Consider the following 25,126-nt stretch of genomic DNA (forward strand, 5'->3'; position numbering starts at 1 on the left):
AATTTACTTCGGCAAGAAACGAGTCTTAAATTAAGCATTAAGAAAAAGCGTTTAAAAGCAGCATTGAACGAACAGTATCTTTCAAAAGTGATTGAAATGTAAGAGTTTCCTTCATGCTCTTGCCCTGAGGTCTAAAAGAGGTTTTTATTGTAAAAGCAGGTAACAGCCTACAGGTATGTAGGTTTGCTCTTAACCATTAAAATTTCCGTTCTTAATATTGATCTTTTCGTGGATTTAGCGGGTTTTGTTGCAAAAGAGTAGTATGGGTTTGTCTTAAAAAAGAAAGTTCTTGGCAACGAAACCCGCTAAAAAATAGAGTACAGGTCTAAAAGAGATTTTTATTGTAAAAGCAGGTAACAGTCTACAGGTATGTAGGTTTGCTCTTAACCATTAAAATTTCCGTTCTTAATATTGATCTTTTCGTGGATTTAGCGGATTTCGTTGCAAAAGGCTAGTGTTTGTTTTTCTTAAAAATCTTGGTTTTATTGATTGCGCACTATTCGTTTAACGGATGCCTTAGGCCAGCTGAAGTTGATAAGCAAACCAAGCTTTAAGCCAGTGATTTTCAAGTAGTTGATTACTTGTGCTTCAGATGATTTGTGTAGGTTATTCTGAGCCTTTAATTCTAGTAGAATTTTTCCTTCGACTATTAAATCAGCCCTAAATTCGCCTACAGCATGATGTTTATAATAAACAACAAGTGATGACTCAGACGCGACGGCTAAGTCTCGTAATCCTAGTTCATGTATCAATGCATTATGATAAACGCTTTCTAAAAGCCCACAGCCTAGTTGACGGTAAACCTCAAATACAGCACCTGTGATTTTATAGACAAGTTCTTTTTCGTACATAGCAGCCTCCATGCTCTTATAGAACTATAGAAGCTAGACGCAAAAGCACAAACTTAGATACAAGCGAAGCTGCTAAAAATAGAGACTAAACCTAAACAGATTTTGCAACGAAATCAGCGAAACCCACTAAAAAATAGGGAGCAGGTCTAAAGACATTTTTGATAGTAAGAGCAGACACAAAGCTTACAGGTATGTGTTTAGCTCTTAACCATTAAAAGATTTCGCTCTTAATATTGATTTTTTCGTGGGTTTGGCGGATTTCGTTGCAAGAAAGTCTTAAATCTAACTGAAAGCTCGAAGTCAGCAGCTGGAAGGAGAGACATTAAGTCAACAAATATATGTCTTGCTCTGTACCATCAAAAATTTGTTCTTATGTTGATCTTTTCGTGGATTTAGCGGGTTTCGTTGCAAGAAAGTCTTAAATCTAACTGAAAGCTCGAAGTCAGCAGCTGGAAGGAGAGAAATTAAGTCAACAAATATATGTCTTGCTCTTACCATCAAAAATTTGTTCTTATGTTGATTTTTTCGTGAATTTAGCGGGTTTCGTTGCAAGAAAGTCTTAAATCTAACTGAAAGCTCGAAGTCAGCAGCTGGAAGGAGAGACATTAAGTCAACAAATATATGTCTTGCTCTTACCATCAAAAATTTTGCTCTTATGTTGATCTTTTTGTGGATTTAGCGGATTTCGTTGCAAAAAATTCTTTTAATCTTTTTAACTTTGAGATGTAGTAATGACACAACAAGCTAACACTCCTCCGGTTAACACCAGCCAAACACAAGAAGATGAAATAGATCTTGGCCGTTTACTTGGCCTCTTGCTTGAGGGCAAGTGGATCATTATCGCCATCACTTTTGTCGCTGCCGTCTTGGGTGTTAGCTATGCATTACTAGCCACTCCCGAATACAAAGCAAATGCCCTACTACAAGTAGAAGAAAAGTCCGGCGGCATGGCCGCTTTAGGCGATATGGGTGAGATGTTCTCCCAAAGCAGTAACGCCGAGGCAGAAATTAATATCATTAGCTCTCGCCACATACTGGGTGCGGCTATTGATGAAGTAAAACGCGACATACAAGTAGCCCCCAAGCGTTTTCCAATCGTCGGTGGCTTTGTAGCTCGTCGCCATAGCGAACCACAAGTAGCCGATGCCAGCCTATTTACCAGCTATGCTTGGGGTGGCGAGCAAATTAACGTCAGCCAATTTAACGTACCCAACAGCTTATTAGACAAAGGCCTTACCTTACGCACCACAGAGCAAGGCTTTGAATTATTAGACGAAGATGAAGAGGTTCTAGTAGAAGGCGAGCCTAATCAGTTAGCCAATAACAATGGTATAACTATTCTAGTGACCGACTTACAAGCTCGCCCCAATACTGAATTTACTATTACTAAGGTCAGCACCTTAAGAGCCATTAACAGTTTAAACTCAGCTCTGAGTGTTAGTGAAAAAGGTAAAGCGTCAGGTATTTTAGAATTAGCTCTAACTGGTACCGACCAAAAAGATATTGCCAATACCCTGAATGCCGTAGCACAGCAATATCTGTTACAAAACGTACGCAGACAATCTGCCGAAGCAGAAAAGAGCCTAGAGTTTTTATCACAACAACAACCCGAGCTTAAAGCCAAGCTAGACCAAGCAGAAGAGCGCCTTAATCAATATCGTCAGCAAAATAAATCGGTCGACTTAGGGTTAGAAACACAAAGCGTACTCACTCGACTAGTTGATCTAGAAAAACAGCTTAACGAGTTATCTTTTAAAGAATCTGAACTTAGCCGTTTATACACGCGCTCTCATCCTAGTTACCAAGCATTACTAGAGAAAAAGCAATCGCTGTTGCGTGATAAGAATGAGCTATCTGACAAAGTAGAAAACTTGCCTAACACTCAGCAAGAGATTTTGCGCTTAACTCGCGACATGGAAGTAAGCCAAGAGATTTACATTCAGTTACTTAACAAAGTACAAGAGCTAAATATTGTTAAAGCGGGCACAGTGGGTAATGTACGCATTATTGACGATGCAGTAACTGCCCTTGCTCCTGTTAAGCCGAAAAAGCCCCTTATTGCGATATTGGCCACTCTGTTAGGCGGTATGCTCGGTGTGGGTATAGTGCTGCTACGCGGCCTGCTGAATCGCGGTGTAGAAAACCCGGAAGACTTTGAACAAGTGGGCATTAACGTATATGCCAGTGTGCCTTTAAGTGTTGCACACGAAAAGAAAATGCTCAGCTTTCGTAAGCGCAAGGCTAAGCAGCAGAGCGATATGTTACTTGCAGACTACAACCCGACCGACTTGGCAATAGAGTCGTTACGTGCTCTGCGCACCAGTCTGCATTTTGCTATGTTAGAAGCCAGCAATAATATTATCGCCATTGGTGGCCCAAGCCCAAGTGTAGGTAAGTCATTTATTAGTGCTAACCTAGCGGCTATTTGTGCACAGTCTGGTCAAAAAGTATTAGTCATAGACGCCGACTTACGTAAAGGCTATATGCACACCATATTTGAGCAAACCGTAGACAGTGGTTTATCTAGCTTGCTGAGTGGCAAAAATACTTTGCCAGAAGTGATAAAGCCCACTCAGGTGGGTAATTTACACTTTATGGCTCGTGGCCAAGTACCCCCTAATCCGTCTGAGCTGTTAATGCATAGCAACTTTAAGCAGTTATTAGATAAAGTAAGCCAAGACTATGATTTGGTGATTGTTGATACACCGCCTATTTTGGCTGTAACTGATCCTGTAATTGTGAGTGCCCAAGCGGGAACCACCTTAATGGTCAGTCGCTTTGCGAAAAACCCACTTAAAGAAGTAGAAGTGGCCCAGCGCCGTTATGAGCAAAACGGCATCACTGTAAAAGGCATTGTATTTAACGCCGTAGAGCGCAAGGCTTCGAGTTACGGCTATGGTAACTACGGTTACTATAACTACGAGTATAAGTCTTAAATTCAATGTTGAATGTTGGGTGTTGAATGAAGTTCAAAAGATCAAGATGAGATCCTTTTGCCACGGAAGAACACGGAAACCACGGAAAAATAGGGATAAGATCTGAAAAAAATGTTCATGGTAAGAGCAGATACAAAGATTATAAGACAGTGTGTCTGGCCTTTATTATGATAATTTTCGCTCTTTTCGTATATTCCGTGGCAGATTTAGGTCTTAAAGACTCTTAGCAACGAAACCCATGAAAGCTGCTAAAAAGTAGGGGTAAGATCTAAAAAAGACTGTTGATGGGTAAGAGCAGACACAAAGCTTATAAGGCTGTATATTCGTTAAGTAAGTTTGTTACAAATTAATAGTCTTTAGTGTATCTAGCTATTAATCCAACATTATTTAAAGTTATCATGTAAATAACACCAAGGTCGTTTCAATGAACTTTAGAAAGCTATTAAAGTGAATAAATTTAAAAGTGGCAGTTTTATTGGTGGTGCTGGTATTTATTTGTTCTCAAATATACTTAATGCCACTATTCCTTTTGTCTTGCTCCCCATACTTACACGTTACTTAAGCCCTGAAGAATATGGCGAAGTCGCTATGTTTCAGACCTTGCTAGGTGCTCTAGGTGCGTTCGTTGGCATGACCTTTGTTGGTGCAGCCGGTAGAAAGTATTATGATGCCAACTTAGATAAGAAAGAGCTTGCTGAATTTATAGGCTCTTGTGTTCAGCTCACTATTATATTTTCACTAACTGTTTTTTTTATTATATTTTTATTTAAAGATAGTTTTTCTGGGTGGTTGTCACTAAAATCAAATTATATATTATCCGCTGTGTTTGTTGCAGCTAGTTTAGTTATCGTTAGGTTAAGATTAGGTCAGTGGCAAGTAGAAAAAAAAGCTATAAAGTACGGCACATTACAAATATCGCAAAGCATCTTTAATATGCTACTTTCATTACTATTAGTAGTAGTGTTTCTTAAAGGGGCTGAAGGTCGTATCAACGCTCAAATAATAATGAGTTTAGTTTTTTTAGCTGTTGCATTGATTTTACTAAAAAAAGATAATTTGTTAAAAGTGTTTTCTTTACGAAAAGATTATCTTACTGAAGCGTTACGATTTGGTGTTCCGCTAATCCCTCATGTAGCAGGAGCATTTTTACTAATATCAGTAGATCGATTTATTATAGGGAAAAAAATTGGACTTACTGAAGTTGGTGTTTATATGGTGGCGGTACAGCTCGTCAGTATAATGAGTTTGATTTTTGATGCAATAAATAAAGCTTATGTACCCCATTTATATGAAGTGTTAAAGAGAAATGATTTCTATGAAAAACGAAAAATAATAATATTTACTTATCTATGGTTTATTTTTATTTTATTAGGTGTAGGTTTGGTTTTTATTATAGGACCTTGGTTTGTTGTGTTTTTTGCTGGTGAAAAGTATGCTCAAGCAGGTGATGTGATTGGTTTGTTAGCTTTAGGGCAAGGATTTCGTGGTATGTACTTAACTGTAACTAATTTTATATTTTATAGTAAGAGAACAAGTGTTCTATCCACTATTACTATGGGGACTGGAGTGCTTAATGTTTTCTTGTTGATTGTGTTAATTAAGTTCTTTGGCCTTGTTGGTGCTGCAGTTGCATACTCTTTATCTATGGCTCTATTTTTCTTTTTAACATGGTGGTACTCAACTCAGTTAGTAAGTATGCCTTGGAGTTTAAGATGATCTTGAATGCTATTAAGTTTATTAGACGAGTTTTAAAAAAAATGCAACGTAAAGCTAGAGTTGTAATTGTAAAAAAGCGTTGTGGCGGTTATACCGATAGAGTTCAAGTTGGTGGTCCTACATCTCTAACGAAGAACACATTTTTAGGTGATAATGCAAACTTTAATGGCTTAGTTATTAGTGGTGAGGGTAATGTTATTATTGGAGATAACTTCCACTCTGGGCCTGATTGCTTATTTATTTGTCAAAATCATAATTTTGATAATGGAAGTGCAGTTCCATATGACTCAACTTATATTCTAAAAGATATTACTATTGAAGATAATGTTTGGTTAGGGAGTCGAGTTATAGTTCTTGGTGGAGCTACTATAGGTGAAGGGGCTATTATACAAGCAGGTAGTGTTGTTGTGTCTGATATTCCCAAATACGCTATTGCGGGTGGTCATCCAGCAAAGGTATTCAGTAGTCGAGATGTAACTCACTATGAAAAACTTAAAGCTGAGGGCAAATTTCACTAGTGTTGTATGAGCCTTGTAAAAAACTGTTTTTTTTTTGTGGTGTTTGAAATCATTAATTTTGTTAACTATATTTTTGGGACTCTATTATGAATTCTATTCTCAGTTTAATTGGTAGGGAGCAAGCGCTGTTTACTACTGATATAGAAAAAAGCGAAGAGGATTTATCTACTAAGGTAGAGGCTTCGCGATTTCTAGTATTAGGCGGTGCAGGCTCTATCGGCCAAGCAGTCACCAAAGAAATCTTCAAACGGAACCCTCAAAAGATACATGTAGTAGATATCAGTGAAAATAATCTAGTTGAGCTAGTTCGAGATCTGCGCAGTTCGTTTGGTTATATCAATGGTGACTTTCAAACATTTGCTTTAGATATTGGCTCCACTGAATACGATGCCTTCTTTAAGGCTGATGGACAGTTTGACTATGTACTTAACCTATCCGCCCTCAAACATGTGCGCAGCGAAAAAGACCCATATACTCTGATGCGTATGATTGATGTTAACGTGTTTAACACCGATAAAACTTTACAGCAGGCAATTGAAGCTGGTGCAAAAAAATACTTCTGTGTTTCCACTGATAAGGCAGCTAACCCAGTCAATATGATGGGTGCTTCAAAGCGCATAATGGAAATGTTTTTAATGCGTCGCAGCCTAGATATCAATATCTCAACTGCTAGGTTTGCCAACGTGGCTTTCTCTGATGGCTCACTTCTGCATGGCTTCAATCAACGTTTAGAAAAACGCCAACCAATAGTGGCCCCCAATGACATAAAACGTTACTTCGTGACGCCTCAAGAGGCGGGTGAATTATGTTTGATGTCATGTGTTTTTGGTGAAAATCGTGATATTTTCTTCCCTAAGCTTAGTGAAAGCTTACATCTCATCTCTTTCGCCGATATAGCAGTAAAGTACCTTAAACAAAAAGGCTATGAGCCAGTACTTTGTGCCGATGAAGATGAAGCGCGTGAATTGGCGAAAACACTACCGGAGCAAGGTAAGTGGCCTTGTTTATTCACAGGGAGCGACACCACCGGTGAAAAAGATTTTGAAGAGTTTTTTACTGACCAAGAAGTCCTTGATATGGAGCGCTTCCACAGCCTCGGCATTATAAAAAATGAAGCTGAATTTGATCAAGATTTGCTCACTGAATTTGAGGTGAGCATCAAGGCAATGAAATCTGATTTGGCCTGGGAAAAACAAGATATTGTTGAGCTTTTCTTTAACATGATTCCCGACTTTGGACATAAAGAGACCGGAAAATATCTCGATAGCAAGATGTGAGGTAATGATGCACCAGCAACTGATTAATTTTATTCGAGATACTTACGCGACCCAAGATTTTGTTCCTTTGCATGCGCCTACTTTTTTAGGTAATGAGAAAGATTATCTAGCTGAAACCATCGACAGTACCTTTGTTTCGAGTGTAGGCAAATTTGTTGATGAATTTGAGCACAGCATGCAAACGTTTACTGGCTCAACGAGGGCCGTTGCTACCGTTAATGGTACTGCTGCGTTACATGCCGCCTTACATCTGGCTGACGTTAATGCAGGAGACCTCGTTATTACGCAGGCATTAACGTTTGTAGCCACCTGTAATGCCCTTCATCATATGGGTGCTAAGCCAGTATTTATTGATATTGAACCTACGGCTTTTGGCTTGTGTCCGCAAGCTACGTCTATTTGGCTGGCTGAACATGCTGAGCTGGATGATGCGGGCTACTGTAGACATAAAGTAAGCGGAGCGGCTATTAAAGCGATAATGCCGATGCACACTTTTGGCCATCCAGTTCAATTAGATGAATTTGTGGCTATTTGTAAACTGTGGAATTTAAACTTAGTTGAAGATGCAGCCGAGAGTTTGGGAGCTTTCTATAAAGGGCAACATACTGGGACTGTGGGGCGTTTTGGTGCACTAAGCTTTAATGGCAATAAGGTAATTACTACAGGCGGTGGCGGCATGCTGCTGTGTAAAGAGACTGAAGATGGGCTACGAGCCAAGCACATAACGACTACAGCTAAAGTGCCACACTCCTATGAGTTTTACCATGATGAGCCTGCGTTCAACTATCGTATGCCTAACATAAATGCGGCGTTAGGTTGTGCGCAAATGGAACGACTTGAATTAATGCTCAATAGCAAGCGCATTTTGGCTGTTCGTTATGCTGATTTTTTTAAAGGCAGTGAATTTCGCTTTGTAAAAGAGCCTGATTATGCGCATTCTAACTATTGGTTAAATGCTGTGGTTTGCCCTAATTTAGCTAGTCGTAATGCCTTGCTCGAAACCACCAATGCTCAGGGAGTTATGACGCGCCCGGTGTGGCAGTTGATGCACCGGTTGCCCATGTTTTCCGATGCCTTACGTGGAGACTTAATACATTCAGAATGGGCCGAGGCGAGATTGGTTAACTTGCCTAGCTCACCCATTTTAGAGATTGCATGAGTAGAGATAGCATGAGAAAAATAGCAGTATTTACTGGCACTCGAGCTGAATACGGTTTGTTGTATTGGATTATTAAAGCATTAAATGAGTCTAAACAAGCTCAACTACAACTATTAGTTGGTGGCATGCATCTCTCACCAGAGTTTGGCTATACCATCAGTCAGATTGAGAAAGACGATTTTCCTATTGCCGAACGGATGGAATTTTTACTTTCATCAGACTCCCCCGTAGCTATTAGCAAGTCGATGGGGCTTGCATTAATAGGTGCTGCTGAAGCATTACAACGTCATCAACCTGATCTTGTGGTTATTTTAGGTGACCGCTTTGAATCAATGGCGGTAGCACAAGCAGCGATGGTGGCTCAGATACCAATTGCCCATCTGCATGGCGGGGAAAAAACGGAGGGCCTCATCGATGAGGCAGTTCGTCACTCCATAACTAAAATGGCCCATCTGCATTTTACTGCGACTGAAGAATACCGACAGCGCGTGATCCAATTAGGTGAACAACCGCATCGAGTATTTAACTTCGGGGCTCCCGGTATAGATAGCATTGTTCGCTTGCCATTACTTGCGAGAGCAGAGCTTTCCAACGCCATCAATTTTAAGTTAGACAGGCCTTATTTTCTCGTGACCTACCACCCGGTGACGCTGGCTAGCGACGGTGCTGCAGGCTCATTAAAAAACTTGCTAGCAGTCCTAGATGCATACCCTAATCATCAGGTTATTATTTCTTATCCAAATGCGGACACTAATGGGCGACAGCTAATAGAAATCCTTGAAGCCTATCGTGATAAGCACCCTCAACGAGTGCACTTAGTGCAATCACTAGGGCAACTGCGTTACTTGAGTGTAATGAAGCACTGCGAAGCTGTACTAGGAAACTCTTCTAGCGGCTTGATTGAAGCACCTACATTTGGAATACCCACCCTGAACATTGGCAATCGTCAAAAAGGACGGTTGTCTGGGAAAACCATCGTTCACTGTGAAGAAAGCCGGAACGCAATTAAAACTGCGATGGAGCTCATCATGGATCCTTATTTCAAAAAATGTTGTCGTCAGGCTGAAAATCCTTACGGCAAAGGAAATAGTTCAGAGAAAATTGTTGAGAGAATATTAGTTCATCCCTTGAAAGGGATAGTTTCAAAGTCTTTTTTTGATATGGTACAGAGTTAATGAAAGTTGGATTCATTGGGTGTGTTCAATCGAGCTATAGGATATTACAGACTTTACTCAACCAAAAGGTTGAAGGAATCGAAGTTGTGGCCGTAATTACAAAGTCAGAGTCTTCGGTTAATTCTGACTTTGTAGATCTTGCGCCTTTGTGCCGAGCACATGATATACCCTTTCATTATGAACAAAGCCGTGAACGGCTGGATAGTTTGGAATTTCTCCGACGATACCAGCCCGATGTTATCTACTGTTTTGGCTGGAGTTATCTACTCGATAAAGAAATGCTGAATCTGGCGCCTCTAGGTGCTATCGGTTTTCATCCTGCGCCGTTGCCTCTAGCTCGTGGACGGCACCCTATTATTTGGGCTTTGGCGTTAGGGCTGGAGCAGACGGCAGTAACCTTTTTTCGTATGGATGAGGGAGCGGATTCGGGGCCTATTATTATTCAAGAGCCAGTGACTATTGTTGCAGAAGATAATGCGGCCACTTTATATGAGAAAATACTGGATACAGCTTCATTACAAATCATTGACGTCAGCCAACAGCTGGCTACGGGTAAAGCTACATTTGTGAACCAAGATCACTCTAAAGCCACCTACTGGCGAAAACGCTCTCGTAAAGATGGGTTAATCGATTGGCGTATGCATGCTGAAGACATACACAATTTAATCCGGGCTCTGACTTATCCTTACCCAGGAGCAGAGTTTCTCTATGGTGAGAGCCCAATTAGCGTATGGCGAAGCAAGTTATCACAGAAATTATTTCCTCATTATATTGAGCCTGGTCGAATTTTGGTGGCTGAGAAAGAAAAGATGCTAATAAAGTGTGGTGGTGACAGCGCTATTTGGCTATATGACATACAACTGAACTTTCTACCCCAAAATGGAGAGTGCTTATGAAAGACGTATTGATAGTAGCCCCTCATGCTGACGATGAATCTTTGGGTTGTGGTGGTACCTTGTTGCGTCATTATGCTGAAGGAGATCGAATTCATTGGTTGTTAGTCACAGGGATGAGCCCAGAAAGCGGCTTTAGTGAAGAGAAGATTGCCATACGAAAACAAGAAATAGAAGCAGCCGCAGACCGTTACCATTTTTCATCGGTACATGAATTAAAATTACCCCCAGCTGCATTAGAAACATTACCAATGGGCAAGGTCATTGCTGGTATTAGTGATGTAATTTCTAAAATACAACCACAGCTAGTTTATACTGTGTATCGTAATGATGCTCATAGTGACCACGAAATAGTATTTGATGCCGTGATGTCGGCAACCAAAAGCTTTCGTTATCCTTTTATAAAAAGAGTTTTGGCTTACGAAACTTTATCTGAAACTGACTTTGGTATGAAACCGGAGGATGGTGGTTTTCGACCCAATGTATACATAAATATCTCAGACTATATCGAAGATAAACTAAATATTTTAGAAATTTTTGAGTCTGAAATGGGGAAGTTTCCTTTTCCTCGCAGTCGTAAAGCGCTAGAAGCCTTGGCTACTTTGCGAGGTGCTCAGAGTAACTGCCATGCTGCCGAAGCTTTTATGCTTATTAAGGAAATATTATGAGTATCAAGATTATTGCTGAAGCGGGTGTTAACCATAATGGCAGTGCCGAGCTCGCTTTCAAACTCGTGGATGCAGCTCATTCTGCTGGCGCTGATGTCGTCAAGTTTCAGACGTTTAAAGCGAAAAATTTAGTGACTCAAGAGGCTAAACAAGCTGAATATCAGACTCGCAACTCTGGTATCGCTGAGTCTCAATTCGCCATGCTTAGCCGTTTAGAATTGGACTATGATGCCCATAAAGACTTAATTGCTCACTGCAATGAACTGGGTATTGAGTTTCTTTCTACGGCATTTGATACTGAGAGTTTAGGTTTTTTAGTGACTGATCTTGGGTTAACAACGCTCAAGATTCCTTCCGGTGAGCTAACTAATGCGCCTTTTTTGTTGGAGCATGCTCGAACCGGTTGTAACTTAATTGTCTCTACTGGTATGGCTACGTTAGCTGAAGTAGAAGCGGCTTTAGGCGTGATTGCATTTGGTCTTACTGCTAACGCTGATGCACAGCCTAGTGAAATAGCTTTTGCCGAGGCTTATGCAAGTGAAGATGGCCATAAAGCGCTTAAGGAAAAAGTGACATTGTTGCATTGCACTACCGAGTACCCCGCCCCTGTTGGCGAAATTAACTTGCGAGCGATGCAGACCATGCATACTGCCTTTGGATTAACGCCAGGATATTCTGACCACAGTGCGGGCATCACAATACCTATCGCTGCCACAGCCTTAGGTGCTCAACTTATCGAAAAACACTTTACGTTAGATAAAACAATGGCGGGGCCAGATCATAAGGCATCACTAGAGCCAAATGAGTTAGCGGCTATGGTTCAAGGTATCCGCGATGTAGAACTAGCCTTGGGGCACGGTATTAAAAGCCCACAACCCTCAGAAGTTAAGAATAAACCAATAGCCCGTAAGAGCTTAGTCGCCGCTGATACGATTCAAGCTGGCGAAGCCTTTACTGTCAACAACCTGACAGTTAAGCGTCCTGGTGACGGTTTATCACCTTACTTATATTGGTCGTTATTAAATAGCACGGCGACAAAAAGCTATAAAGAAGGGGAGCAAATCAGTGACTAAACCGCTGATTATGTTGGGCGCCGGTGGGCATGCTGCTGGGTTGGCAGAAATTCTCTACGCACAGGGGCGTGTAATAACAGCTCTAGTAGCCCCCGAACCAGTGAACTCTAAAAGCCTATTAGTTGGTATTAAGCGACTCCAAAATGATGAAGACTTATTATTGCAATATTGCCCGAAAGACGTTGAGTTAGTTAATGGCTTAGGCTCATTGCCTGGTAAGGACTTGCAGTGGCAATTGTTTCAGTTTTTTAAAACTAAAGGATATAGTTTTTCTCAGGTTATATCTCATAATGCTATTCTTTCTAATAATATCGAGTTGGGAGAAGGAGCACAGATAATGGCCGGAGTTATTGTTCAGGCAGGTGTGACTATTGGAGATAACACATTACTAAATAGTGGTTGCATTGTCGAACATGACTGCAGTATTGGTCAACATAATCATATAGCACCTAGTGCAACTTTATGTGGTGGGGTGAATACAGGGATCCACGTTCATATTGGTGCTGGAGCTAATGTTATTCAATATCTGAACATTGGCGATCATGCGGTGATAGGCGCGGGTACAACTATCGCCAGAGATGTACTTGCACATCAGACGCTTATACCTGCTTGTAGTCGTAATCTTAGTTAAGGATTTGTAATGCTAGAATGGAAAAACGTCGTCTTGAATTCGGGCGCTACAATTCGTGAAGCTATGCGTATTATCGATCAAGCAGCGTTACGTATCGCATTAATCTGTGATGAAAAAGGTCATTTGCAAGGGACGATTACGGATGGTGACATACGCCGAGGCTTATTACTCGAGTGTGGTATGGAAGACTCTGCAGCCAAAGTAATGAACACTAAACCTAAAGTTGCCAAAGTGACTCATTCACGTCAGCAACGTTTAGAGCTGATGGAGAAGTGTGATCTCTTGTCTTTACCTATTGTCGATGATTTAGGTCACTTGATAGGTTTAGAAACGCTGCATACTGCTTTACAACCGGTGAAGAGAGATAATCCTATTTTTATTATGGCCGGTGGTTTTGGCACCAGATTACGACCATTAACCGATCATTGTCCAAAACCAATGTTACGAGTGGGTGATAAGCCAATGTTAGCGCATCTTATTCACCAGTTTATTGCATTTGGCTTTCATCAATTTTATATCTCAACTCATTATATGCCAGAGCAAATACGTGACTATTTTGGTGATGGCAGCGAGTGGAACGTAAGCATTAATTACGTCCATGAAGACTCTCCCCTAGGTACCGGTGGAGCATTGGGGTTATTACCTAAGACTCTGCCTCAGCTGCCATTAATTATGATGAACGGTGATGTGTTAACTAAAGTCGACTTCGTTCGTTTACTCGAACATCATGAACAGCAAAAATTTGATGCCACTATGTGTGTGCGTGAGTTAGAGCATCAGGTGCCGTTCGGCGTAATTGAAAGTAAAGATGAGCTCATTACTGATATGGTAGAGAAGCCAACTTATCGCTATAGTATTAATACAGGTATTTATGTACTCAGCCCCGAATGCGTTGCTTCTGTAAAGGCAGATACTAAAATAGATCTGCCTACCTTATTAGGACAGCGAATGGCACAACAAGAAAAAGTAGGCATCTATACTAGCTATGATTACTGGTTAGATATTGGGCGCATGAGTGATTATCAAAAAGCACAACAAGACATCAAAGGATTCTTACAGTGAATATCGCTATTATACCTGCACGAGGTGGAAGTAAGCGCCTACCAGGGAAAAATATAAAGCCACTGGCAGGTAAGCCCATGATTGCGTGGACTATTGAAGCTGCACTAGATAGTGGTGTTTTCGATCATGTGTTCGTTAGCACCGATTGTGAGAATATTGCTGCTATGTCTATGGATTTTGGTGCTGCTGTTCCTTTCCTTAGACCCCAACACTTAGCTACAGATACAGCTACAACCAATGATGTGGTTACCCACTTAGTTGAATGGTTTGAGTGTGAATATAAGAATGATGTCAGTAAAATCGCTATTCTTCAGCCAACATCTCCATTAAGAAGTGCTCAGCATATCAAAGAGGCTGTTCAGTTGATGAAAGATAAATCAGCTAGAGCCATCGTATCTGTTTGTGAGTTAGAGCATCCTATCCAGTTTTGTAATCAACTTGGTCCTAACGGCTCTATGGCTGGTTTTATTAAACCAACCGAAATCAAGCGCACACAAGATTTTGAACCTTACTATCGGTTGAATGGTGCTCTATATATTTTTGTTCGTGAGTATGTAAAAAAATTAAGTGAAATATATAGTGAAGGAACTTACTCCTATGTAATGAATGCAGCATCGTCGATAGATATAGATACAGAAGATGACTTTATTTTGGCGGAATACTACAAAACAGAGAAGTGAGCTGTTGTTTTGAATAATCTTTATATTGTTGAATCTCCACTACAAGCATTATGTGCGCTTGAAGTTTCACTAGAAAATGACAGTGAAAGCAATAGTGTTGTTGTTAGAACCTCTGGTGGTGTACGCCCTAGAAATGATAAGCAACTGTTAAGCATCATTAACAAAAGAGAGTGGCAAAAAAAGATAGTAATAGAACATCCTATATCTAAAAATCCGCTTTCTCATCATTGTAGAAATAGAGCTTTTTTATCAAGTATTGAATCTATATTTGGAAGTAAAGTAACTTCGCTTTATATCGGTGAGTTTCGATCTTCTTTTATGCACATGGTGCGAGTCGCATTGAATGCTTCAAATGTATATTTACTTGATGATGGCGCAGCTAGTATCAAAGCGATTAATAATTATATCAAGCTAGGGTATAACTACCCTTATGATAATTTTTATCCTAAAAATCTTATAAAGAAAATTATTTTTTATGTGATCTATAATAAATATATAGATGAGCATTTTTTTAATAAAAGGTTAAGAGTAGTGACTGCTTTTTCAAATGATGAGCATGTCTTTCAGCGTAAAATTAGTTTTGATAATATAAAAAAATTATTAATGAAGGATAAGTTTATTAATAGTCAGTCTGTATATTATTATGGTTCTAAGTATAGTGAGGCAGGGATCATATCTCTAGAATATGAAATGTATTTCTTAGGGCGTATACGAGACTTTTATGATAAAAGAGGTAAGAAGGTAACTTATTTTGCGCATCGTGATGAATCCGAACAGAAATTAAATTATATATCTAATACGTTAATGTTTAATGTGATAGTTCCTGATGTGACAGCTGAAGTTTATCTTCTTGAATCTGACTCACTACCTTCTGAAGTGTCGGGAGCTTATACAAGCGTATTAAATAATATAAAAGTGATATTGCCAGAAGTTCCTTTGCGTAGTTTTAAGCTTAATTCTGATGATGTTGGATTACAGTGGAGAGATGACATCGAAAACGTATATCAATATTTTAAGAAGTTAAATATTCATGTAGAAGTTTAACAAAGTTGAATATACTTCTTTGAAATGTATGATCTACTCTCAGGGCAAGAGCATGAGTGTCTACTTTACGAACACCCTACTAGTTTATTAATCGCTTAGAGCTTAAAAACCTAAGTATTAGATAAATAATAATCAAGAAATGACTATTTTTTTGTTCTTTTTTTGATTGAAAAACGTTCATGTTCTTGCCCTGTCGGCGCAGTTGATTTTATAAAAAGTGATGAATTTTTACGTGTTTTAGATTGCCAGAAAATATTTCATTAGGTAGTACTAATGCTACTAATGTAAGGCCGCTTAATCGTGTTGGTATGACACCTATTTTAGAAATGATTCAGTCAGGTGATCCTATAGATGCTAGTAAGGTTGCAGATAAACTTTTCCCCCCAAGGCTCACCTGATATATTTTTATCACATTCATTTGTTGATAGAAAAAAAGCATTATTACTGGCTAATAAAATACAGCAAACTCATGGTTTAACTGTATTTATAGACTCTGAGATTTGGGGGGCTGTATATGACTTGCTAAAAGAGGTTGACGATGAGTATTGCTTTCAAAAAATAAGCGGAACTTACTCTTATGACAAAAGAAATCAATCTACTGCTCATGTGTATATGATTTTGAGTTCAGCCCTACATGAGGTAATTGATCGTTCTGAAGCATTTATCTTCTTAGAATCTGAGAATTCATTGGTTCCTAGTATCAAAAGTACTATATCGGAAGATGATCAAGCTAAAACCTATTCACCCTGGATCCATTCAGAGTTACTGCTGAGCTCAATGATAGAAAGAAAAAAGCCTAAGCGTTATGAGCGGGTAAAAGCATTAGATTCAGCTATTGGGACCGAACATCTAACTGAGGGGAAACAGCTTAAAGTTAAACATAGTGCACCAATGGGGCACTTAATAAAAATATCACAGGATATTTTTAATGATTGGCTAGATGCCCCTGGCAGAACAGAGCATGGCTTAGATGCTTTGTATAAACTATTATCAGAAGATAACTATGGTTAAAATAACAGAATTATCAATTCATAAACATTTACAAATGCAGCAAGATATTATTAATAGAATGTCTGCAAAGAGCAGTGCAATAAAAAATTGTGCATTACTTTAGTTGCAGCAATTGTGGTTCTTGTCTTGAATAAAGATAGCAGCGTTTCTTTACTTATTGTTTTAGCGCCAATATTAATTTTCGCAGTGTTGAATGCATATTACCTTGCTCAAGAAAAACGTTTTAGAAAAAATTACAATGATTTTGTAAAAGATATATTGGGTGAGGTTCAAGAGGAGAACGGGACAGAACTACAATTTAATTCTGATTTAGTTAGTAAACTATTTAGATTGTCACCGGAAGATGATTTAAAAATATACTATTTACAGGCTTGTAGATCTTCTTCTTTGCTTGCATTTTATGGTGGTCTGATAGTAATAGTATTCCTTGTTAACTGTATTGTTTAGTACATGTAAAGTAATGAATTAGATAAAGGTTAATATGAAGTGATTGATGCTAATAAATCGAAAAGGCCGAGATAGTAGTATTAGATTAATTTAATGAAAATTATTGTAGACTCGTATGATAAACTCTTTAGCCATCTTTTTATAATAACTAGAGCTGACGGAACTTCACAGATAAAATATTTATGTTGAAAGCAGTTTTTATATCCACTTTTTTGTGGCACTTTCTAACAGCAGCAAGGCAATTTCGGCGGGAATAAATTCACTAGAGCGATAACTAGCAAATAGAATATTATCTTATTTTTAAATTGGTTTAATGGTTTTTTTCAACTTTAAGTATGCTTGAAGATAACAAGCTTACTTTCATGTTTAATACATAAAGGTTAGTTATGAAAATAACAGTAGTAGGCACAGGGTATGTAGGGCTTTCTAATGCTATGTTGTTAGCACAACATAATGAAGTAGCAGCGCTAGATATTGATCCTGAAAAAATATCCTTATTAAATAATAAGCAATCACCGATTGCCGATACTGAAATAGAAGATTTTTTAGCTAACAAATCGCTTAACTTTACAGCCATCCTAGATTCAAAAAAAGCTTATACCAATGCTGATTTTGTAATAATTGCGACCCCCACGGACTATGATCCTAAAACTAACTACTTTGATACCAGCAGTGTAGAAGCCGTAGTCAATGATGTGGCTGAGCTAAACCCCAACGCGACCGTGATCATAAAATCCACCGTACCCGTCGGATTCACAGCGCAGTTAAACTCAGCACTTAGCACTCAACACTCAAAACTCAGTATCATTTTTAGCCCAGAGTTTTTGCGCGAAGGCAAAGCTTTGCACGATAATCTATATCCGTCACGTATTATCGTAGGTGAACAGTCTGAACGTGCTCGTACCTTTGCCGACTTATTACTAGAAGGGGCGATTAAAAAAGATGCTCCTCAGTTGTTCACTGATTCAACTGAGGCTGAAGCTATTAAGCTATTTTCTAATACCTATCTAGCCATGCGCGTTGCTTATTTCAATGAGCTAGACACCTATGCGCAAACTTTTGACCTAGACACCAGGCAAATTATTGAAGGCGTAGGGCTTGATCCACGCATTGGCGATCACTACAACAACCCATCATTTGGTTATGGCGGTTACTGCTTACCTAAAGATACTAAACAGCTATTAGCTAACTATGACGAAGTACCGAGTAACTTGATCAAAGCCATTGTAGACTCAAATCGTACCCGGAAAGACTTCATCGCCGACAGCATCTTAAAGCGCCTTAACACTCAGCACTCAGCACCCAACATTAAAAGCTCACCAGTCGTGGGCATTTACCGTTTAGTGATGAAAGAAGGCTCAGACAACTTTCGTGCATCGGCCATACAAGGCGTAATGAAGCGCCTCAAAGCGAAAGGGGTCGAAGTGATAGTATATGAGCCTGTATTGAAAATGTCTCATTTTTACGGTAGTCGTGTTATCACTGATCTAGCCGAGTTTAAACAGTTATCTAACGTCATCGTTGCCAACCGCCCTGCTCAAGAACTCAAAGGCGTGTTAGAAAAAGTCTACAGCCGCGATTTATTTGGCAGCGACCTTTAAGGAAGAAACATGAAATACCTAGTCACCGGTGCAGCAGGTTTTATCGGTATGCACACTGCCAAACGGCTGTTGTAAGCAGGTGAGCAAGTGATTGGCTTAGATAACCTTAACGACTACTACGCCCCAGCGTTAAAACAACACCGCCTTGCCGAACTTACGCCTTTTACCAATTTTAGCTTTATAAAAATAGATTTGGCTGACAGGGAAGGCATCGCACAGCTCTTTAGTAATGAGCTGTTTGATTGTGTTATCCACCTAGCGGCACAAGCTGGGGGCGCTATTCCATAGAAAATCCATTTGCTTATGTAGATAGCAACCTAGTGGGCATTATGACTATTTTAGAAGGCTGCCGCCAAAACAAGGTGCAACACTTGGTTTACGCCTCGCCCAGCTCGGTGTATGGAATGAACGCCAAAATACCCTTTAGCGAAGATGACCAGGTAGACAACCCTGTATCACTTTACGCCGCCACTAAAAAGTCTAACGAGCTAATGGCGCACAGTTATTCTAAACTGTACGGCATTCCCACTACTGGCTTACGTTTCTTTACTGTGTACGGCCCAGCAGGCAGACTTGACATGATTCCTTGGTTATTCACTGAAGCCATTTTAAAGGGCGAGCCCATTAAAGTATTCAACTAAGACAAAATGTTATGCGACTTCATCTATATAGACGACATAGTCGAAGGCGTTATCCGCATAGCTGCCAAACCACCCGAACAAAAAAGCGAAACCATACCCTATGCTTTGTATAATATCGGTAATAACGAACTCATCGAACTCGCCCGTTTTATACAAGCCATAAAAACCGCCTGCGGCAAAACAGCAGAAAAAATAATGCTGCCCATGCAACCCGGTGACTTGAAAAGAACCTATGCAGATACCCAAAAGCTAGAAGATGAAGTAGGCTACAAACCGAAAATGGATGAAGGGATAGAGAAGGTTTGTGGAGTGGTATAAAAGTTATAAAAATTAACTACTAATATAATATGGATCTCTTTTCGCTTCACCTTAACGTTTATTTGTAGATAATTTTAATTTGAGTTTATGAAATGAAAAATAAAAAAGAATCATTGTTGATAGTCACACCTAGCTTTAAAGGTGGTGGTGCTGAAAAAGTAGCAGTTAACCTTGCGAATCAATACGCAAATGACGGCATTGATGTAACTTTGCTAGCAGTAAATAAAGAAGGGCCATATCGTAAACAGGTGGCAAGCAATGTTAAGATTGTTGACCTTAATTGTTCAGGCATTATTCATTCTTTATTTGCCGTGTTATTTGTACTAAGAAAATTAAAGCCTATAAAAGTTCTTAGTATGATTAGAGAAACGAATATTTCTGTTGGTTTTTCTAGATTTTTTATTAAAATTAATCGTGTTGTTTTTAGAGAAGCTAATACATTAAATCATATCTATAAGTCTCCATGGTATAAGAGGTTGGTGTGGTACCTATTACTGAAGTTTTCTTATACGCAATGTGATGCTTTAGTTTCAAACTCAGAAGGTACTAAAGCACACTTACTAAAAAATAATATCATAAAGTCAGAAAAAATAACAGTTGTTGATAACCCAGTGTTGCCTAATAATGTTGACGAGTTATTAAAAGAGCCAGTAGATGAAGAGTGGCTTAATAATTCAGAATTTAAAGTTGTTTTAAATGTTGGGCGTTTGCATGAGCAAAAAAATCAGAAGATACTTATTCATGCATTTTCTATTGTAGCTAAAGAGCTTGATGAGGCAAGGCTAATAATACTTGGGGAGGGAGTAGAAAGGAAAGCACTAAATAAACTTGTAAAGAACTTAAAGCTATGCTCGAAAATTAAAATTTTACCTTTTCGTGATAACCCCTACCCATATTATAAAGGTGCTACACTATTTGCTTTATCTTCAAATTACGAAGGCTTTGGAAACGTCATCGTGGAAGCACTTTCAAGCGGAAATCCAGTTGTAAGCACAGCTTGTGAAGGTGGGCCTAGAAGTATTTTAAAAAATGGAGAGTACGGAGTGCTCGTGGAGCCTGAAAATGTTATTAAAATGGCAGAAGCAATAAAGTTGATTTTTCTTAATAAAGAAGCTTTTCCATCAAAGCTGTTAAAAGCAAGAAGTAATGAGTACTCAGTAAGCGTAATCTCAAAAAAATATTGGGATGTTATTGGTTGCAAAAGTAAATAAAAACTACACTGCAAAGCAATAATTTATTAAAGCTAATAGTTTTCAGTTTTTGGATTCTATTAGACGGTTTTCTAATATCCGTGCAAATAGTAAGAGATGGAAATCATAAACTTGCTTAATTTACTTCGGCAAGAAACCAATCTTAAATTAAGTGTTAAGAGCAAGCGTTTAAAAGCAGCCTTGAACAAATAGTATCTTTCAAAAGTGATTGAAATGTAAAAGTGTCCTTCATGCTCCAGCCCTGCTTTGAAACGAAATAAAAAGCATATGGTATAACAGAGCATCGGATGTTATAAGTTTATTGATTGTTTTTAATTCAAAATTGTATTTTGAGTTTGAGCGTTAAGAAAAAGCGTTTAAAGGCAGCCTTGAACGAACAGTATCTTTCAAAAGTGATTGAAATGTAAGAGTTTCCTTCATGCTCTTGCCCTGAGTATTATGGGTAATTAGGTAGTAGAGACAGGGCAAGATCATGAAAAACCCTTATGTAGCAAGGCTTACAGCGAGGTGTAATTTTGAACGTAACAGCCACTTTGTACCTTAAATTGCATCTTTATTAAAGAAAAATAGTTTATTTATACGATCGCTTTGACGATAAATGCTACCTGTGATCATATACTGTCTTTTCAATGGGAATTCTCGCCATGAATGGACCCAACCTTTTGAACTATCTGGCTATTATTATACAAGATGGTGAATTGGGATTTGTGAGTTGTGAATGGTGTTAGCCTATAACTTAAACTCTTAGGCTTAGTGTGTGCCCTGCTTTCTCTATGTGGTCTTAGTATCAGACTTTAATCTTAAGTGGTTGCAACAACACGGAGACTTCGTATTAAGAAAATAAAGGGTGGTATTCCTGTGCCTGTTTTCTATACGATTGCTCGTGTGATGAGCATGATCTCAGCGAAGCAGCTACAAAATAGCTTTGCTGCGTGGGTGAGAGATTGCCATATAGCGACCGAAGGTGAAGTGATTGCTATCGATGGCAAGAGTCTCGCGGCACTTATAACAAAGATCGCAGGAACGGTATCATCCATATGGTGAGTGCGTTTAGTGCTGCTAATAAGGTCGTATTAGGACAAGTTAAAACAGCTGAAAAAAGTAATGAGATCACCGCTATTCCTGAGTTGTTAGAGCTGCTAAACATCCGAGGGTGTTTGATTACCATCGATGCTATGGGTTGCCAGAAAGCCATTGCTAGGAAGGTTGTAAGTAAAGAGGCAGACTATCTACTGTCGGTTAAAAGCAACCAACCAAGCCTAGAAGCTGCGTTTGATAACTACTTTAAACTCGAGATGCTCCAACGTGAAGATGGCGATACCTATAGTACAAAAGAGCAAGGGCATGGTCGGGTAGAAACAAGGTTATGCTTGGTCAATGACGACCTGTCGGTACTCGGTGATATTGCCTTTGAGTGGCCAGAGCTTAAAACAATGGGCATTGTTGCCACCATACGGCAAGAGAAAGGCCAGCCAGCGACAGGCATTACGCTTCGCTATTACATTAGCTCCGCTCAGTTAACATCAAAAGAGTTATTAGAAGCTAGCCGAGCTCATTGGTCTATAGAATCGCAGCTGCACTGGCGATTAGATGTTGGCATGCGTGAGGATGAATGCCGGATCAGGCGTGAACAAACAGGAGAAAACTTTACTGCGATACGACATATTGCGCTGAACTTACTTAGCGCGGACACGAGTTTTAAAGCCGGCATTAAACGAAAGCAAAAACGAGCAGGCCGAAATAATGAATACCTATCGCGAGTCCTTGCAGGGTAAGGGCTTTCGTAATCTTGCCCTGGAGAAAGGCCAGCCAGCGACAGGCATTACGCTTCGCTATTACATTAGCTCCGCTCAGTTAACATCAAAAGAGTTATTAGAAGCTAGCCGAGCTCATTGGTCTATAGAATCGCAGCTGCACTGGCGATTAGATGTTGGCATGCGTGAGGATGAATGCCGGATCAGGCGTGAACAAGCAGGAGAAAACTTTACTGCGATACGACATATTACGCTGAACTTACTTAGCGCGGACACGAGTTTTAAAGCCGGCATTAAACAAAAGCAAAAACGAGCAGGCCGAAATAATGAATACCTATCGCGAGTCCTTGCAGGGCAAGGGCTTTCGTAATCTTGCCCTGATAGTAGAGAGAGTTTAACATAATAATTTTTTATTATGTTAAAATTGCTATAAGTATGTAAAGGAGAGAGTGTGTGATCAGTGTTATCATGGGTGTAAATAAAGTTGACAGTTATTTGCTGACGTCAATAAATAGTATTTTGCAACAGACATTAAAGAATTTTGAGTTTATTATAATAGTCAACGGTGTAAACAGCGATGCAGTAGCTTTATATATAAACGAACATGTGAGTGATAGTAGGATCGTTATTTTAAAGTCTGATATTGCGCAGTTAGCTTATGCTCTTAATTTAGGCATTGATCATGCTAAATATAAATATATTGCTAGAATGGATGCTGATGATATCTCTGAACCCGATAGGCTAGAAAAACAATTAAAGTTCTTAATAGATAATGAATTAGATTTGGTTGGTACTGATTCTACCTTAATTGATAAAAATGGTAAGGTGCTTGGTAAGCGTATAACCGAGAAAGGTAATAATATAAACAATAAAATATCTTATAAAAATTGCTTCGTTCACCCTTCAACTATGTACAAAAAAGAAACTATATTAAAGCTTAGAGGGTATAATTCTGGTTTTAATTCTGAGGATTATGACCTTTGGCTCAGAATGAAGAGATCAGATATTCGCTGGGGTAATATGAACGCATGTCTTTTTAGGTATAGAGTACATGAGGACGCATCTCAGGGGAGAATATTAGGTTATGCGGAAGTTGCTGGTTATTCTGTAAGAGAGTTTATCTTACATAAAAATATAAGTAATTTACTTGCTGCAGGGTTAAGCGTAATAAAATCTTTTTTTAGGGGGAGATAATGTTGCGATGAAAAGTATAAAATATGTTATTCAACTTATTTAGTTTACTGTTGATTCTTAAATTAAGTGTTAATTATTTTTAGATTAGTATAAATATTTAACCTGTCATAATCTATATGGTTTTTTATGATGACATCTAGGTTTGTTATTAACTTTATATCGTTTTTTGTTTTTGGTGTAATTTCAGTTTGGCTATTCACTGAAGTGACCGTAAAGGCGGAAACGTATGATTCATTAGTTTACTATTATTTTTATAATATAATATCAGATAAAGGACTTCTTGATTTTATACTTGAGCATTACGATTCGGCAGGTAAAGTCGAGCCTGGTATTTATATCTTTTATAGTTTTTTTCCCAGTGATCTTTCAGTTTATAGTTTCGTTTTTATAAATTACTTTATCATTCTTTTTTTCTGCTATTTTCTATATTTTTCGTTATCTTTTTTTCAGGTTAAGAAAGATTTTTTGTCTCCTTTTTTTGTTATTCTGTTGATTTTTTATTGGTATCCAAACTATATGAGTTTATTATGGTTTTGGAGAAACTTTTTAGCTGTTTTAGTAATGAGTGCAGCTGCGTTTTTTATTTTTAATCGCCGTAACTTTACTGGTTTTTTTGGTGTGGTTTTATCGTTACTATTTCATTATTCGTCGATTTCTTACTTGGTGGCTTTGCTTTTTTCACAGCCAGTTGTAAGGGCGTGTAAAATATTTAACATATACTTTTCGGTTTTTCTTGCTTTTGCAATAGGCGCTTTTTTTGGAGTTTTTATAAGTTTTTTTATAGGTTTCTTAGCGTTCTTTGCAAGTGGAAGTGGGGAATGGACAGCAAACAATAATCTTGTTGGGGGGGTTGTTGTACTGTATATGCTTTCTATACAGCTGTGTTTTTTATCCTGTGCAAATAAAATAAAAAAGCATTATAATATTTATTTGTTTTTATTATGTATTATGTTTTTTGTTAGTGGTGTTTCGTTATCTTTTTTTAATAATTATTTTGTTGTTAATAGATTATTGTTGATGACATCTATTCTTTTTGTACCATTATTTGTATTATACAGAACGTACCTGACTAAACTCTTACTTTTATTGGTTTCCATGTTGCTTTTATTAGGTGTGTTAATGACGTCTAAATCATTGTATGGCTATCTTGTTTTTAGTAATTAGATAAACTAATTTATGCTCTTAGTAATAAACGGTATTCAGTATCTGAGGTTATATGCAAAGTCAGAGAAAAAGCATGAAAAAGGCGTTGATTCAACAAGCTAG

Annotated in this window: 20 protein-coding genes and 3 pseudogenes; 22 read left to right on the top strand and 1 reads right to left on the bottom strand. The window is 38.6% G+C overall.

The window, feature by feature from the left end:
- Positions 1–482 precede the first annotated feature (482 nt).
- Positions 483–851 carry a GxxExxY protein gene (locus J3U76_RS08720; RefSeq protein ID WP_208005591.1) on the bottom strand — a complete coding sequence of 123 codons (369 nt, stop codon included), beginning with the start codon at positions 849–851 and terminating at the stop codon, positions 483–485.
- A gap of 731 nt (positions 852–1,582) precedes the next feature.
- On the opposite strand from J3U76_RS08720, the gene J3U76_RS08725 reads away from it, so the two are divergent.
- The 22 genes and pseudogenes from J3U76_RS08725 to J3U76_RS08830 all read left to right on the top strand — a co-directional run bounded on the left by J3U76_RS08725 (position 1,583) and on the right by J3U76_RS08830 (position 25,024).
- Positions 1,583–3,787 carry a polysaccharide biosynthesis tyrosine autokinase gene (locus J3U76_RS08725; RefSeq protein ID WP_208005592.1) on the top strand — a complete coding sequence of 735 codons (2,205 nt, stop codon included), beginning with the start codon at positions 1,583–1,585 and terminating at the stop codon, positions 3,785–3,787.
- Positions 3,788–4,234: 447 nt separating this feature from the next.
- Positions 4,235–5,503 carry an oligosaccharide flippase family protein gene (locus tag J3U76_RS08730; protein ID WP_208005593.1) on the top strand — a complete coding sequence of 423 codons (1,269 nt, stop codon included), beginning with the start codon at positions 4,235–4,237 and terminating at the stop codon, positions 5,501–5,503.
- Entirely contained in the window at positions 5,500–6,021 is a 522-nt protein-coding gene (locus tag J3U76_RS08735; RefSeq protein WP_243454161.1) for an acyltransferase, read from the top strand. Before J3U76_RS08730 ends, J3U76_RS08735 begins: the two co-directional genes overlap by 4 nt.
- Positions 6,022–6,107: 86 nt before the next feature.
- Entirely contained in the window at positions 6,108–7,298 is a 1,191-nt protein-coding gene (locus J3U76_RS08740) for a UDP-N-acetylglucosamine 4,6-dehydratase (RefSeq protein ID WP_208005595.1), read from the top strand.
- A gap of 4 nt (positions 7,299–7,302) precedes the next feature.
- Positions 7,303–8,457, top strand: a complete 1,155-nt coding sequence (locus J3U76_RS08745; protein WP_243454162.1) for a LegC family aminotransferase — start codon at positions 7,303–7,305, stop codon at positions 8,455–8,457.
- 11 nt (positions 8,458–8,468) lie between these two features.
- Positions 8,469–9,632: a UDP-N-acetylglucosamine 2-epimerase gene (neuC, locus tag J3U76_RS08750; protein WP_208005596.1), complete on the top strand. Its 1,164-nt coding sequence runs from the start codon at positions 8,469–8,471 to the stop codon at positions 9,630–9,632.
- Positions 9,632–10,528, top strand: coding sequence for a methionyl-tRNA formyltransferase (locus J3U76_RS08755; protein ID WP_208005597.1), 897 nt, complete (start codon positions 9,632–9,634; stop codon positions 10,526–10,528). Before neuC ends, J3U76_RS08755 begins: the two co-directional genes overlap by 1 nt.
- On the top strand, positions 10,525–11,193 hold the full coding sequence (locus J3U76_RS08760; RefSeq protein WP_208005598.1) for a PIG-L deacetylase family protein: 669 nt from the start codon (positions 10,525–10,527) through the stop codon (positions 11,191–11,193). The genes J3U76_RS08755 and J3U76_RS08760 overlap by 4 nt, the downstream gene beginning before the upstream one ends.
- Positions 11,190–12,266, top strand: a complete 1,077-nt coding sequence (neuB, locus tag J3U76_RS08765; RefSeq protein WP_208005599.1) for an N-acetylneuraminate synthase — start codon at positions 11,190–11,192, stop codon at positions 12,264–12,266. Before J3U76_RS08760 ends, neuB begins: the two co-directional genes overlap by 4 nt.
- Positions 12,259–12,897: a NeuD/PglB/VioB family sugar acetyltransferase gene (locus J3U76_RS08770; RefSeq protein ID WP_208005600.1), complete on the top strand. Its 639-nt coding sequence runs from the start codon at positions 12,259–12,261 to the stop codon at positions 12,895–12,897. The genes neuB and J3U76_RS08770 overlap by 8 nt, the downstream gene beginning before the upstream one ends.
- Positions 12,898–12,906: 9 nt before the next feature.
- Positions 12,907–13,959, top strand: coding sequence for a nucleotidyltransferase family protein (locus J3U76_RS08775; protein WP_208005601.1), 1,053 nt, complete (start codon positions 12,907–12,909; stop codon positions 13,957–13,959).
- Entirely contained in the window at positions 13,956–14,639 is a 684-nt protein-coding gene (locus tag J3U76_RS08780) for a cytidylyltransferase domain-containing protein (RefSeq protein WP_208005602.1), read from the top strand. The genes J3U76_RS08775 and J3U76_RS08780 overlap by 4 nt, the downstream gene beginning before the upstream one ends.
- Positions 14,640–14,648: 9 nt before the next feature.
- Positions 14,649–15,683: a polysialyltransferase family glycosyltransferase gene (locus J3U76_RS08785; protein WP_208005603.1), complete on the top strand. Its 1,035-nt coding sequence runs from the start codon at positions 14,649–14,651 to the stop codon at positions 15,681–15,683.
- A 351-nt stretch (positions 15,684–16,034) separates the two neighbouring features.
- Positions 16,035–16,694, top strand: coding sequence for a hypothetical protein (locus J3U76_RS08790; protein ID WP_208005604.1), 660 nt, complete (start codon positions 16,035–16,037; stop codon positions 16,692–16,694).
- Between the two features lie 126 nt (positions 16,695–16,820).
- A complete protein-coding gene (locus J3U76_RS08795) occupies positions 16,821–17,141 on the top strand; it encodes a hypothetical protein (protein ID WP_208005605.1) in 321 nt (106 codons plus the stop codon).
- Between the two features lie 386 nt (positions 17,142–17,527).
- Positions 17,528–18,742, top strand: a complete 1,215-nt coding sequence (locus J3U76_RS08800; protein WP_208005606.1) for a nucleotide sugar dehydrogenase — start codon at positions 17,528–17,530, stop codon at positions 18,740–18,742.
- 9 nt (positions 18,743–18,751) lie between these two features.
- Positions 18,752–19,717: pseudogene (locus J3U76_RS08805) on the top strand (NAD-dependent epimerase/dehydratase family protein).
- Positions 19,718–19,793: 76 nt separating this feature from the next.
- Entirely contained in the window at positions 19,794–20,912 is a 1,119-nt protein-coding gene (locus J3U76_RS08810) for a glycosyltransferase (protein ID WP_208005607.1), read from the top strand.
- A 799-nt stretch (positions 20,913–21,711) separates the two neighbouring features.
- Positions 21,712–22,687, top strand: a pseudogene (locus J3U76_RS08815) (ISAs1 family transposase); the annotation flags it as partial.
- Positions 22,688–22,721: 34 nt separating this feature from the next.
- Positions 22,722–23,036 (top strand): annotated as a pseudogene (locus J3U76_RS08820) (ISAs1 family transposase); the annotation flags it as partial.
- A gap of 83 nt (positions 23,037–23,119) precedes the next feature.
- On the top strand, positions 23,120–23,860 hold the full coding sequence (locus J3U76_RS08825) for a glycosyltransferase (protein WP_208005609.1): 741 nt from the start codon (positions 23,120–23,122) through the stop codon (positions 23,858–23,860).
- A 129-nt stretch (positions 23,861–23,989) separates the two neighbouring features.
- Positions 23,990–25,024, top strand: a complete 1,035-nt coding sequence (locus tag J3U76_RS08830) for an EpsG family protein (RefSeq protein WP_208005610.1) — start codon at positions 23,990–23,992, stop codon at positions 25,022–25,024.
- Positions 25,025–25,126: the final 102 nt, after the last annotated feature.

The sequence above is a fragment of the Oceanisphaera pacifica genome, assembly GCF_017498065.1.
In the GTDB taxonomy this organism is placed as follows: Bacteria; Pseudomonadota; Gammaproteobacteria; order Enterobacterales; family Aeromonadaceae; genus Oceanimonas; species Oceanimonas pacifica.